General features: G+C 73.6%; 9 protein-coding genes. 4 read left to right on the top strand and 5 right to left on the bottom strand.

The features are described 5' to 3' along the window. Nucleotides 1–135: 135 nt before the first annotated feature. Nucleotides 136–1,635 (top strand): glycosyltransferase family 39 protein, encoded by a 1,500-nt coding sequence (locus tag WDV06_RS18180; RefSeq protein ID WP_395510804.1) that lies wholly within the window; start codon nucleotides 136–138, stop codon nucleotides 1,633–1,635. A 21-nt stretch (nucleotides 1,636–1,656) separates the two neighbouring features. Here the strand turns inward: WDV06_RS18180 and WDV06_RS18175 are convergent, their stop codons facing one another. Next, nucleotides 1,657–3,183, bottom strand: coding sequence for an LCP family protein (locus tag WDV06_RS18175; RefSeq protein ID WP_463668221.1), 1,527 nt, complete (start codon nucleotides 3,181–3,183; stop codon nucleotides 1,657–1,659). Nucleotides 3,184–3,327: 144 nt separating this feature from the next. Here WDV06_RS18175 and WDV06_RS18170 point away from each other — a divergent pair, with 144 nt between their 5' ends. Continuing rightward, nucleotides 3,328–4,353 (top strand): glycosyltransferase family 2 protein, encoded by a 1,026-nt coding sequence (locus WDV06_RS18170; RefSeq protein ID WP_395510803.1) that lies wholly within the window; start codon nucleotides 3,328–3,330, stop codon nucleotides 4,351–4,353. A 71-nt stretch (nucleotides 4,354–4,424) separates the two neighbouring features. Here the strand turns inward: WDV06_RS18170 and WDV06_RS18165 are convergent, their stop codons facing one another. From WDV06_RS18165 to WDV06_RS18150, 4 genes are all read right to left on the bottom strand, one after another. Further along, nucleotides 4,425–6,143: an LCP family glycopolymer transferase gene (locus tag WDV06_RS18165; protein ID WP_395510802.1), complete on the bottom strand. Its 1,719-nt coding sequence runs from the start codon at nucleotides 6,141–6,143 to the stop codon at nucleotides 4,425–4,427. 150 nt (nucleotides 6,144–6,293) lie between these two features. Beyond that, the gene (locus WDV06_RS18160; RefSeq protein WP_395510801.1) at nucleotides 6,294–8,039 is read right to left on the bottom strand and encodes an LCP family protein; all 1,746 of its coding nucleotides are present in this window, start codon (nucleotides 8,037–8,039) and stop codon (nucleotides 6,294–6,296) included. A gap of 222 nt (nucleotides 8,040–8,261) precedes the next feature. Continuing rightward, a complete protein-coding gene (locus WDV06_RS18155) occupies nucleotides 8,262–9,548 on the bottom strand; it encodes an LCP family protein (protein ID WP_395510800.1) in 1,287 nt (428 codons plus the stop codon). Between the two features lie 179 nt (nucleotides 9,549–9,727). Beyond that, nucleotides 9,728–10,477 (bottom strand): TIGR03089 family protein, encoded by a 750-nt coding sequence (locus WDV06_RS18150; RefSeq protein WP_395510799.1) that lies wholly within the window; start codon nucleotides 10,475–10,477, stop codon nucleotides 9,728–9,730. A gap of 140 nt (nucleotides 10,478–10,617) precedes the next feature. On the opposite strand from WDV06_RS18150, the gene WDV06_RS18145 reads away from it, so the two are divergent. Next, nucleotides 10,618–12,042 (top strand): peptidoglycan recognition protein family protein, encoded by a 1,425-nt coding sequence (locus WDV06_RS18145; RefSeq protein WP_395510798.1) that lies wholly within the window; start codon nucleotides 10,618–10,620, stop codon nucleotides 12,040–12,042. Nucleotides 12,043–12,148: 106 nt separating this feature from the next. Continuing rightward, a complete protein-coding gene (locus WDV06_RS18140) occupies nucleotides 12,149–13,150 on the top strand; it encodes a DNA-3-methyladenine glycosylase family protein (RefSeq protein ID WP_395510797.1) in 1,002 nt (333 codons plus the stop codon). The last annotated feature ends 14 nt before the right edge of the window (nucleotides 13,151–13,164 follow it).

Here is a 13,164-nt window from a genome sequence, read left to right as displayed (position 1 = left end):
AGGCGGGACGTACGGGAGTCTCCTGCGCATACAGGAGCTTTATGGGCGGCCCCCTTATGCTGATACGTCGACGTCCGGCTCCCGCGTGAGGGACGGCCGTGCACCCACGACCGGCTCTGCCGCGGAGACCCTTTGATGCCGACTGCCACCCAGACCGCCCCCGCGACCACCGCCCCCGCCCGCGCGGGCCGGCGGCGGCCGCCCGGGCCCGACTGGTTGTGGGCGGCGCTGCTGACCCTCGCGGTGACCACCTTCCGGGCCGGGACCCCGCAGCTGTGGCGTGACGAGCTGGCCAGCTGGAACGCCGCGTCCCGCAGTACCGGCGAGCTGATCGCGATGCTCCAGCACGTCGACGCCGTCTCCGGCTTCTACTACCTGCTGCTGCACTTCTGGGTCACCGTCGCCGGTGACTCCCCCGCGATGCTCCGGCTGCCGTCGGCGCTGGCCATGGCCGGTTCCGCCGCCCTGGTGGTGCAGATCGCCCGCGCCCTCTTCGACCGCCGGACCGCCGTCTTCGCGGGCCTGCTGTTCGCTCTGCTCCCCGCCGTCACCCGGTACGGGACCGAGGCCCGCTCGTACGCCTTCGTGGTGCTGACGGTCACGGCGGCGACCTGGCTGCTGCTGCGGGCGCTGGAGCGCGGGGCGGTGCGGCGGTGGGCAGGGTACGCCGCGCTGGTCGCCGCGTCGGGGCTGCTGCACATGGTCTCCCTGCTGGTCCTGCTGCCGCACGCGCTGATCGTCGCCCTGCGGTGGTGGCGCGGGCGCAGCACCCGTACCGCGCTGTCCTTCGCGGCGGCGGCCGCCGCCGGCCTGCTGCCGGTCGTTCCGCTGGTGCTGCTGGGGCAGCGCCAGGTCACCCGGCAGATCAGCTGGATCGAGACCCCGCGCATGCGCGACGTCTCCGGGCTCTGGGACAACCTGTTCACCTCCCCGCTGGTGGGCCTGGGCATCGCCGCGCTCGCGCTGCTGCCGCTCGCCTGGCCCCGGGGCCGGCGCCACGCCGTCGAGCTGATGCTGCTGGGGGCCGTGCCGATCGCCGCCTGTTTCGTGGCCTCGCAGGGCAGCTCCTCGTACTTCATCGACCGCTACCTGCTCTTCACCGTCCCCGCCTGGGCGATCCTCGCCGCCGCCGGGCTGGCCGCGCTGCGGCCCCGGGCGGCCGGCGCGGCCGGGCTGGCCGCGCTGGTCCTGCTCGGCGCCCCCGACCAGCGCCAGCTGCGCACCGAGCAGGCGAAGGAGACCTCCGACGGGATCGCGGCGGCGCGGGTGATCGCCCAGGGGTACCGGCCCGGCGACGGTTTCGTCCCGCCGCGGGGCAAGAAGGAGCGGGTGTTCATGATCGACTACCAGCTCTCCTACTACCTGCCCGACCGGGTCCGGCTGCGCGACGTCTTCGCCGAGCGCTCGGCGGTGGCGTCCGACGACCTGTTCCCCGTGGAGTGCCGGCAGCCCGAGCGCTGCCTGGGCGACACCCGGCGGATCTGGCTGGTCACCCGGGACACCGACGACGACCACGACGACCCGTACAACCAGCTCCCCGCGGCCCCCAGGAAGGTCCTCAAGGACCACTTCCGGATCGCCCGGACCACCGAGGTGCGCGGCCTGCACGTGTCCCTGCTGGAGCGGGTGAAGTAGCGGCCGGCAGGCCGGCACCCCCTAGCGGCCGCACACCACCTGGTCGCCGGTGACCACCCCGGCCTCGCCCTGGTAGGGGTCCTCGGCCCGCACCGGCACGACCTTGGCGTAGTCGGAGCCGGCGATCACCAGGACCGTCCGGCCCTGCCCGGGGACCGCGCGCAGTTCGCTGCCCGGCAGGGCCGCGGCAACCGTCCTGGCGGAGCGGTCCCAGCGCGGGTCGTAGGAGATCACCGTGCGCCGGACGTCGCGGCCGGCGCCGCCGGCCGGGGTGCCGGTGGTGTCGAAGCCGGTGGCGCGCAGGGCGGAGTCCACCCGCCCGCCGAGCCCGTCGATCCGGGTTCCGTTCTCCACCTGGACCCGGACCTGCTGCGGCGGCACGTCCACCGGGACGGCCGTGGGCGTCGCGGCGGCCGCGGGCCGGCCGGCGGCCGGCCCGGCGGGCCGCCCGGGGCGGGGCGGGGCGAGGGGGCGGTCCTCGCGCAGGGACTCGAAGAGCTGGGCGGCCTTGTGTTCGTCCCATTTGACGGTCGACCCGATGCCCTTGACCGGGTACGAGGCGTCCCCGATCGGTACGGAGGCGAACTCGGACGAGGAGGGGGTGAAGGCGCGCATGGCCTGCCCGAGCGCCAGCATCTGCTCGGAGCCGAAGTCCTTGTCGGCGCGGACCGAGCCCAGCAGGGTGGAGCTGACCTCCTTGAACTTCACCGGGTTGAGCAGCACCCCGCCGCCGGTCGCCTGCTTGATCAGGGCGGCGACGAACCGCTGCTGACGCTGCATCCGGCCCAGGTCGGAGGCTCCGTCCACATGGCGGGAGCGGACGTACTGGAGGGCCTGGCCGCCGGTGAGGCGGTGGGCGCCGGGCAGCAGGTGCAGGCCGGTGTTCTGGTCGTCGAGGGCCCTGGCCGTGCAGATCTCGACGCCGCCCATCGCGTCGACGGTGCGCATGAAGCTGGTGAAGTCGACCTCCAGGTAGTGGTCGATCTTGACCCGGGTCATGGCCTCGACGGTCCGCACGGTCAGGTTCGGCCCGCCCTCGGCGTAGGCGGCGTTGAGCTTCACGGGGTGGGGCCGGTGGGGCTTGCCGGTGACCGGGTCCTGGTGGGCGGGGAGCTCGGCGTAGCTGTCGCGCGGCAGGCTGACGACGCTGGCCCGCTGCTGGTCGGCGGAGAGGTGCACCAGCATGATCGTGTCCGTGCAGTGGCAGGGCTCCCCGCCGAGGCGGTACTCGCGCTTCTCCTCCGGGGTGATCTTGTCCCGGCCGTCGGTGCCGACCAGCAGGAAGTTCACCCCGTGCCCGGCCTGCGGGCGGTTCTTCATGTCCTTGAAGGGGTCCACCCGGTCGATGCCGGTGTCCAGGCCGGTCATCACGGCGTGCCCGACGGCGCCCGAGCCCAGGACCACCAGGGAGAGCCCGGCCGCGATCCGCACGCCCCACCGGGGCCGGTCGCGCCTGCCGCGGGCCGTCCCGCCGCGTCCGCCGCCCTTGCGTGCGCGCTGCGACTGGGCCGGCCCGGCGGGCCGGGTGGGACGGTGCGGCTGGGGCACGGGGGACACCTCCCGGTACGTCGGGCAGATTCATCGGAACAGTAGGCCCATACGATCAGCGTCTGTCCGTACCGCCCGTCCGCCGCGCACCCGTTTCCCCCGTACGCGGTAACGTGACACCGATACCCGACCGTGAAGGACGCCATGCCCGCCCAGCAGCCCGCAGTCTCGGTGATCATGCCGGTGCTCGACGAGGAGCGCCATCTGCGCGATTCCGTCCGGCACATCCTCGGACAGGAGTACGCAGGCGAGATGGAGGTGGTGATCGCGCTCGGACCGTCCACGGACCGCACCGACGAGATCGCCGCCGAGCTCGTACGAGAAGACCCCCGCGTCCACACCGTGCCCAACCCCACCGGACGCACCCCCGCCGCCCTCAACGCCGCGATCAAGGCCTCCCGCCACCCGATCGTCGTCCGCGTCGACGGCCACGGCATGCTCTCCCCGAACTACATCGCCACCGCCGTCCGCCTGCTGGAGGAGACCGGCGCGCAGAACGTCGGCGGCATCATGCACGCCGAGGGCGAGAACGCCTGGGAGGACGCCGTCGCCGCCGCGATGACCTCGAAGATCGGCGTCGGCAACGCGGCCTTCCACACCGGCGGCCAGGCCGGCCCCGCCGACACCGTCTACCTCGGCGTCTTCCGCCGCGAGGCCCTCGAACAGCAGGGCGGCTACAACGAGGAGTTCATCCGCGCCCAGGACTGGGAGCTGAACTTCCGCATCCGCGAGGCCGGCGGGCTGATCTGGTTCTCGCCCGAGCTGAAGGTCCAGTACCGCCCGCGCCCGTCCGTCCGGGCCCTGGCCAAGCAGTACAAGGACTACGGCCGCTGGCGGCACGTGGTGGCCCGCTACCACTCCGGCTCCATCAACCTGCGCTACCTGGCCCCGCCGACCGCCGTCTGCGCGATCGCGGCCGGGGTGGTCGCGGGTGTCGCCGTCACCCCGTGGGCGTTCGCCGTCCCGGCCGGCTACCTCGCGGCGATCACCGCCGGGTCGGTTCCGGCGGGCAGGGGCCTGTCGCTCAAGGCGCGGGCGCAGATCCCCGTGGCGCTCGCGACCATGCACATGTCCTGGGGCTACGGCTTCCTCACCAGCCCGCGCTCGCTCGCCCAGAAGGTCATCGCCAGCCGCCGCCCGTCGGTGCGCCGCGACCCGGCCGAGGTCTGAGGCCCCACGCGAAGGGGTGACCCGGTCCGTACGGGACCGGGTCACCCCTTCGTGTTGCGGCCGAGCCCCCGCTACCAGCGGTAGGGCTTGTAGACCTCCATGCAGGCGCCGGTGTCCGAACCGTTGATCGCGTCGGCGGAGTCCGGGATCGACCCGGCCGCCGGCGGGGTCTGCGCCGGGAAGGCGTTGCCCTCGCGCCAGTCCGCGCCCACGATCAGGGTGATCTTCGAGACCTCCGCGGACTGCTGCACCGCCGTGTTCGGGATGCCCAGCGACGCGGCCACGTTCTGCGCCTCGTCCGCCAGGTCGGGCGCCGGGTAGCGCACCACGGTGGTCTTCTCCGGGATCAGCGCGGTGTCCGCCTTGGCCCCGGTGAAGCCCTTGGAGACCAGGACGTCCGCGATGGCGTTCGCCCGGTGGGGGGCCAGTGGCTGACCGGCCGCCGTGCCGTTGACCACGTTGACGGCGATCTTGTCCGGCGCGGTGCCCGGGACCTTCGACGGTACCTGGCCGGCCGGGGCCGCCGGCTGCGAACCGGCCGGCGCGGGCTGCGAGGCACCCGCGGAGGGCTGCGGGGCCGCCGGGGTCTGCCCGGCCTGCGGCGCGCCGTTCTTGTCGAACGCGATGTCCTTGCGGAGCATCGTCCACAGCTTCTCGGCGTCCGGCTGGTTCACGATCAGCCGGTCCTCGTCCCGCGGGTCCTGGAACGTCGGCATGGTCGTCATCGTGATGCGGTTGGTGGGGACGTCCTTGAGCTGCATGGCCAGGTTGTAGAGCTTCTTGACCGAGCCGATCTCCTCGGAGACCTCCAGGGCCTTGGTGCCCGCCTCGGCCAGGTCCGTGATCCGGCCTACGTCGGTGAACGCGTTCTGGCTCTTCAGCTCGCGCATCATCGAGTTCATGTACATGTGCTGGGCCTGCGCCCGGCCCAGGTCACTGCTGAACGCGTGCCGGGTGCGCAGCCACTGGAGCGCCTGCTCGCCCTTGACCCGGGTCGTGCCCTTCTGCAGCTTGAGCCCGGAGCCGCCGCCGGAGGTGGGCAGCGGCCGGTCCCAGACGTTGTCCTTGACGCAGACGGGGACGCCGCCGATGGCGTCGGCCATCTTCACGACACCGGAGAAGTCGATCATCATCCAGTGGTCGATGTAGACGTTGGTCAGCTTCTCCCAGGTGGCCAGGGTGCAGCCGGGACCGCCGCGGCCGAGCGACTCGTTGATCATCGCGTTGGTCTTCTTGAACTTCTCGCCGGTCTTCGGATCCGTGCACTCGGGTATGTCGACCCGGGTGTCGCGCGGAATGCTCACGACCGACGCGTTCTCCCGGTCCGCCGACACGTGCAGCAGCATCTGCACGTCCGCGAGCGGCGGGTTCCCCACGGTGTCGCGGCTGCCGCCGAGTTCCACGTTCTCCGGCTTGTTGCGGCTGTCGGAGCCGATCAGCAGGATGTTCAGCGGCCGCTGGCCCTTGGCGTTGGCGTGGGTCTTCTCCACACCGCTTTCACCGCTCAGGCGCTGTCCGCTGCGGATGTTGCCGTTGAGGTGGTTGTAGTAGAGGTACCCGGCCGCCGAGGTCCCCAGGATCAGGAACGCCAGGACGGACGCCACCCAGAACAGCACCCGCCGGCGGCGCCGGCGGGTGGGGACACCACCGCCCGGGGGCCGGGCGCCGCCGCCCGAACCGTCCCGGGGTGGAGGCACCGTGGCGGACGCCTTCTTCGTGCCGCCGCCGTCGGATATGCCGTCGGCGGCCTGCTCGGGCGCCCCCTCCCCCCGCACGCTGCTGTGCACCACGCGTACCCCCCTCAAGATTTCTTCACTGGTCGGTGTTGTGCCGGCCCCGCCGGCTACCGCCCCCAGGCGGTCTGTGGACGCTCGGCGGGCGGTCTGACCGCCGCCCGCTCCTGCTTGGCCGCACCGTGCGTCGTCGGCCGGCGCGGCCGCTCACTTGGCGCAGACCGCCTTGTCGGCCTCGACCCGCTGGACCCCCTCGGGGGCCTGCTGCGGGACCGCCGCGCCGAGCGGTGTCCCGGGCTCCTTGAAGTCGGAGCCCAGGGTCAGCTTCATCGGGGTCCTCGCCGCCGCGTCGACCGCGCCGGGCTTCAGGGCCGAGGCCGGCAGGCCCATCATGTCGGCCAGCGCCCTGGCCTGGTCGGCCTGGTTGGGCGCGTACTCCAGCTGCGTGGCGGCCAGGCGCGCCGAGGCGTTGCCGTGGTTGCCGGACTTGTAGACGCCCTTGGTGTTCTGGAGCCACGTCAGGGTGGTGGAGGCCGCCCCCGGGGGCCCGCCGCCGTTGTACACGTCCACCCGGACGTCCCCGGCGGGAGCGCGGTTCCCCTGGAGCAGCGCGTCCTGCTTGCTCTTGGCGTCGGCCTCGGCCGCGTCCTTGGCGGCCTGCTCCTTCTTCTCGACCTCCGTGAGGGACACGTCCCCGCGGATCATCTGCAGGAGCGGGTCCGCCTGCGCGGAGTTCACGACGACGGTCGCCTTGCGGTTGGCCGGCTCGTTCGGGTTGTCGACCACCGGCAGTGTGGTGAACGTGACGTTCTTGGGGTTGATGTCCTTCAACTCGCCCGCGAGCGCGGTGAGCTTGCCGATCGAGCCCAGCCCCTGGTCCACCGTCAGCGACTTCGTCGCCGCCTCCGCCAGCGAGAAGAACTTCTTCGGACTGGTCAGCGTCTCCTTGGACTTCATCTCGCGCATCATCGAACCCAGGAACTGCTGCTGGGTCTTGATCCGGTCCAGGTCGCTCTCGTTGCCGAAGGAGTGCCGCGTGCGTACGAAGGCCAGCGCCTGCTCGCCCTCCAGCCGGTGCTCGCCCGCCTTCAGGTTCAGCTTCGAATCGCGGTCGTTGACGTCCTTCGCCAGGCAGACGGGCACCCCGCCCACCGCCGTGCTCAGGTTCTTCACCGCGTTGAAGTCGACCATCATGAAGTTGTCGACGTCGATGCCGGTCAGCTGCTTGACCGTGCGCATCGTGCAGCCCGGGTCGCGGCCCTCCTGGCCCAGGCTGTTGTTGAAGCGGGTGCCCCGGGTGCCGGGGATCTCCTTGACCGAGCCGTCGATCTTCGTCGGGCAGGACGGGATGTCGGTGATCAGGTCGCGCGGGATGGACAGCGCGGTCGCGTTGCTGCGGTCCTTGGAGACGTGGAAGAGGATCGTGGTGTCGGCGTGGCCGACGCTCTCCGCGTCCCCGTACCCCTCGTTGCCCTTGCCGCTGCGCTTGTCCGTGCCGATCACCAGGACGTTGATCGGCTGGTCCTTCTTGAACCCGCCGCCCGCCCCGCCGGTGTCGATCACGTTCAGGTTGCCGTTGAGGTGCTGGTAGTAGAGGTACGAGCCGACGCCGCCGCCGACCAGCAGGAAGGCGAGGGTGCCGCCGGTGACCGTGAGCAGCCGCTTGCGCCGGCCCGGACCGCCGCCGCCCTTGCGGGAGCGGCCGCCGACGCCGCGGCGCCCGCCGGCCGGGCCCTCCCCGCGGCGGGGTTTGGGGACGGCGGGGGAGGGGGCGGCCGGAGCCGGGGCGGCCGTGGACGTGGAGGATCTGCGGGTTCTGCGGGGGGCCGAGGCGAAACGCTGCTGCGCAGCGGAACGGCCCAGTTGCAGTTCGTAGTTGCCAGTGCGGGGATTGAGGACCCACTGGTCAGCGGGGTCGATCTCGTCCGCCCGCCCACGGCTTTGCGCATCCACGGTTGCTCGAATCCTCCGTCGGTGCTTCGCGACGCGCCTCCCCCCAGGCGCGCGGTCAACGATCCGGCTGCTGGTGCACGGCCTCTTCACAGCCGGTGCACCGGATCGCTCACCTTATCCGGCCAGGTCAGCCGCAAACCATGCTGGTGACAAAATCCACTCCCCCTATAACGGGCCAAAGCGCTCATCCGGCTCGGTTGGGCGGGCGGCTTTTGGATTGCTTTACCGGCAGTCGGCCGTGCCCGCTGTCGTTCCGGTGAAGGTGGGGGCCGGTGTGGGTGTCGCGGAGGTTCCGCTTCCCGTCGGCGACGGCCCGCCCGTACCCGCGCCGGAGCCGTCCCCGGAGGCCTCGGCGTCCCCCTCCCCGGAACCTTCGCGGGGTGTAACCGCGGGCTCCGGATCCGGGCTCGGCGACACCGTGGGCGTGGTCACCGTCACCGGCCGGTCCGCCCGGAGCCGTTCGAAGAGCCGGGCCGCGTCCGGCTCCACCAGCTCGTCCCGGTTCGGATCCGCCGCGTACGGTCGACGGGGCACGGTCAGGAACTTGACCTGGTCGGCCGGTATGTCCCGTACGCCCCGTACGAGTTCGTACAGTCCCCGCAACGAGGCCAGCCCCGGGTCGGTGGTCACCGAGGAGGTCGCCGCGTCCAGCAGCGGATACAGCCTCGCCGGATTCAACAGCACCCCGTTGCTGCTCACCTTCTCCCACAGCGAGCCCAGGAACTGCTGCTGGCGCTCCATCCGTTCGGTGTCACTGCCGTTGCCCAGGCTGTAGCGGGCCCGGACGAAACCGAGCGCCTGCTCCCCGTGCAGCACCTGCCGGCCCGCCGGCAGCCGCAGGTGCGCCTCGACGTCGTCCACCGGCCGCCTCAGGCAGACCTCCACACCGCCGACGGCCTCGACCATCTTCTTGAACCCGCCGAAGTCCACCACCATGTGGTGGTCGACGCGGATGCCGGTCATCTTCTCGACCGTGCGGATCGTGCAGGCGGCCCCGCCCCACTGGAAGGCCCAGTTGAACTGCGCGAACCGGTCCCCGGTGCGGGAGCCGTCCGCCCCCAGGCACTCGGGCACCTCCGTCATCAGGTCCCGGGGGATCGACACCGCCGTCGCGCTGCGCCGGTCCGCCGGCAGGTGCAGCAGGATCGTGGTGTCCGACCGCTGGGTGCCGCCGTCCTGCCCGTAGCCCGCGTTGCCCGAGCCGGAGCGCGAGTCCGAGCCGATCAGCAGGATGTTCTGGGCGCCCGACGCGAAGTGCGACGGGCGCTCGCGCTCGTAGCGGCGCAGCTCGGCCGCGGCCGAGGTGTCCTCGGTGATGTTCCCGTCGAGCTTGGCGTACAGCCACCAGCCCGCCGCCGCCCCCGCGAGGACCAGCAGGACGGCCACGAGCCCGATCCAGCGCAGCAGCCGCCGCCGGCGGCCGCGCGGGGGCGTTCCCGCGCCCGCGCCCGCGGCGGCCCGCGCCTCCGCGCCGGAGTCGCCGTTCGGTATGCCCGCGCCGTCCTTCACTCGCGCACCGTCCCCTCGCCTCGCCGGCCGCGGCTCCACCGCACCGGCAGCGGGCCGTGCGGGTGAGCACGGCCTGCAGCGATACTCGCCCCGCGCGCGGCGGGCGGCCCGGGGGCGGGGGTCTGTCTAGACCCATGCGGGTGACAAATGGCCGGGACCGGGCCGCACCGGCCGGCCGGCTAGACGGTGTGGGTGACGCGCTCGCTCTCCACCCGCTGGGCCAGCGCCTCCGGTGCCAGCCGGTCCGGGTTCCGGCACAGCACCACCGAGCCGCCCGCGGCCAGCGGCGCGTACAGGCCCGCCGACAGCCCCTCCCAGGTGTCGAAGCCCAGTCCCGACAGCACCCGGGCGCCCTCACCCAGCCCCCGCTTCCCCGCGTCCTCGCGGGCCCGCTCCACCAGCGCCGCGTACGACAGCTCCTCGCCGCCGACCACCAGCCCCGGCCCGTCCGCGTCCACCGGGACGAACGGAGCGAACCGGTCGCCCTGCCCCGGCACCTCCACCGCGTAGTCCGCGAACCCGGCAGGCGGCTGCGGGAACCGCCCGCCCAGCGGACGCAGCGCCAACGCGACCCGCTCGCCGGTACAGGCCCGCGCCTCCTCCAGCGTGTCGGGCCCGCTCACCACCAGATCGGCGTCGGCGGGGTCCCCGCCGACCTCCACGACCACCCCGACGGAGGCGCAGGCGAGCAGCCACACGGCGCTCTGCCAGTGCGCGGGCAGCAGCAGCGCCAGCCGGTCGCCCGGCTCGGCGCCCAGGTCGCCCTGGAGCAGGTTGGCGGTCTTGGCCACCCAATTGGCGAAGGTGGCGACGGACAATTCGACGCGCTCGCCCGTGGCGTCGTCGTAGAAGGTGACGAGCGGGCGGCCCGGATCGGCGGCGAGCGCGGATCGCAGCAGGTCGGCAGGGGTGCGGTCAGTGGCGTTCACCCGCCCCAGCGTACGCGGCGCCCTCCCTCGTACGGGGGGCGGCGGCTCCTCCGTCCAGGGGAGCCGCGCCCGGCGCGCCGTCGGACGGTCCGTCAGTTCTCCGATGGCGCTTCGTGGCGGCTGTGCCCAGCATCGCTTCCATGCGCGGATTCCTTGCTTCCTCGATCGGTGTCGTGACGGCCGCCGCCCTGGCGGTGCCGCTCGCGCTCTCCACTCCGGCCCTGGCCGAGGCGGCCCCCGTCACCCCGGGGTCCACCCAGTCACTGCCCCTCGTCCCCCTCGGCCCGTCCGCCGCCGCCCGGATCCCCGGCGTACCCGGCATGAGCACCTCACCGGGCCCGGGGGCCGAGACCCGTGGCCTGACCCCGCGCGACGTCACGACGTTCTCCCTGGTCGGGGTCGTCTGGGACGACGCCACCGCCGAACTCGGCGGCCGGGTCCAGGTCCGTACCCGCTCCGTGGCCACCGGCACCTGGTCCGCCTGGCAGGACGTGGACACCCACAACGGCGAACACGCCGCCGACCCCGGCGCCGTGGAACGCGGCACCGGCCGGCTCCGCGGCGCCACCGCCCCGCTGTGGGTCGGCCCGTCCGACGGCGTCGAGGTCCGCGTCCAGGCGGAGAACACCGCCACCGGCCGCCGCGCCGCCGCCCGCCCGGGCCGCCTCCCCGCGGGCCTGCGCATCGAACTCGTCGACCCGGGCGCGGCGCAGCCCCCGTCCGCCGCCGACGGCAAGAACGGCGCGATCTCACCGCCGTCCCACCTCCCCCCGGACGACGACAAGGGCGACGTCGCCGCCACCCTCCCCGCGATGTCCATGGAGGCGTCGGAATCCTCCTCGGCCAACCTCCCGCACGCCCCGCTCGGCGCGCTGGCGATCAGCGCCCTCGACAAGGCCGACTCGACCGCCGACGCCGTCCTCGCCGGCGACGGCCGACTCACCGCCGCGGCCCGCCCCTACATCGGCCCGCGCCCGCGGATCGTCACCCGGCGCGGCTGGGGCGCGGACGAGTCCCTGCGCGAACCGGGCTTCGTCTACACGAGCACGGTCAAGGCGGCCTTCGTCCACCACACGGCCTCCGGCAACAACTACGCCTGCGCGGACGCCCCGGCGGTGCTGCGCAGCCTCTACCGCTACCACGTGGTCAGCGAGGGCTGGCGGGACTTCGGCTACAACTTCGCCGTCGACCGGTGCGGGACGGTCTACGAGGGCCGGGCGGGCGGGGTCGCCAAGCCGGTGCTCGGCGCGCACACCATGGGCTTCAACGCCGACAGCATGGGCGTGGCGGTGATCGGCACCTACTCGTCCACGGCCCCGCCGAAGGCGGCGGTGGACGCGGTGGCCCGCCTCACGGCCTGGAAGCTCGGCCTCTTCGGAGCGGACCCCCGGGCCAAGACCACCCTGAGGTCGGGCGGCGGCAACCTGTACAAGAAGGGCACCAACGTCAAGCTGAACGTCATCTCGGGCCACCGCGACGGCTTCGCCACGGAATGCCCGGGCCGCCTCCTCTACAACCAGCTCCCTCCGACGCGAACGGCATCGGCGAAGCTCCAGGGGAGGTGACGGGGGCCGCCGCCCGCGTCGCACCGCCCCGCGCTCCCCGCCCCCGGGCGTGCGGCGGCCGTCGCGGGCCGGCTCCGCTGTCAGCCCCCGCCGCTACCCTCGAAGGATGGCCGGCCGATTCGACCCCCTCACCCGTACCGACCTCCGGGCCGGGCGGACGCCCGTGCCCGCGGGGCGGGGGGCGGTCGCCGGGGGCGGGGCCAAGCGGCGGGCGTGGACGCCGGGCGGGCCGCTCGACCTCGGGCTCGTGCTCGGTCCCCTCCGCCGGGGTCCCGGCGACCCGACCTTCCGCACCACCCCCGACGGCTCCGTGTGGCGGGGCACCCGGACGCCGGCCGGCCCCGCCACCCTCCGGGTCTCGCTCACCGCGGACGGGGTGGAGGCGGAGGCGTGGGGGCCCGGGGCCGACTGGGTGCTCGACGGGCTGCCCGTGCTGCTCGGCGCCGAAGACGACCCCGCCGCCTTCGTGCCCCGCCACCGCCTCGTGCACTCCAGCCACCGCCGCCGCCCCGGCCTGCGCCTCACCCGCACCGGGCTGGTCCTGGAGTCGCTGATCCCGACCGTCCTGGAGCAGAAGGTCACCTCGGACGAGGCCTACCGCGCCTGGCGCCGCCTGGTCGTCCGGCACGGCGAGCCGGCCCCGGGGCCGGCCGGCCGGCCCGAGCTGTACGTGATGCCCTCCGCCCGGGCCTGGGCGCTGATCCCCTCCTGGGACTGGCACCGCGCCGGGGTGGACATCAAGCGCTCCGACACCATCGTGCGGGCCGCCCGGGTGGCCGCCCGGCTGGAGGAGGCCGCCACGATGGAGCTGCCGCAGGCGGCCGCCCGGCTGGAGGCGGTGCCCGGGATCGGCCCGTGGACCTCCGCCGAGACCCTCCAGCGCAGCAACGGCGCGCCGGACGCCGTCACCACCGGCGACCTGCACCTGCCCCGCATCATCGGCTACGCCCTCACGGGCAACCGCGACGTCGACGACGCCGAGATGCTGGAGCTCCTCTCCCCGTACGCGGGCCAGCGCCACCGCGCGGCCCGCCTCATCCTCCTGGCGGGCCACACCCCGCCCCGCCGCGCCCCCCGGATGTACCGCAGCGACATCGGCCGCATCTGAGCACCGGGACGACA

It is taken from the genome of Streptomyces racemochromogenes (genome assembly GCF_044129415.1).
Taxonomy (GTDB): domain Bacteria; phylum Actinomycetota; class Actinomycetes; order Streptomycetales; family Streptomycetaceae; genus Streptomyces; species Streptomyces racemochromogenes_A.
Note: the sequence above shows the minus strand (reverse complement) of the source record. Positions and strands in the feature narration are given on the sequence as shown.

Coding starts and splice junctions, on each gene's coding strand:
- WDV06_RS18145 (WP_395510798.1), top strand. CDS start 10,618: ATGCGCGGATTCCTTGCTTCCTCGATCGGTGTCGTGACGGCCGCCGCC.
- WDV06_RS18170 (WP_395510803.1), top strand. CDS start 3,328: ATGCCCGCCCAGCAGCCCGCAGTCTCGGTGATCATGCCGGTGCTCGAC.
- WDV06_RS18180 (WP_395510804.1), top strand. CDS start 136: ATGCCGACTGCCACCCAGACCGCCCCCGCGACCACCGCCCCCGCCCGC.
- WDV06_RS18140 (WP_395510797.1), top strand. CDS start 12,149: ATGGCCGGCCGATTCGACCCCCTCACCCGTACCGACCTCCGGGCCGGG.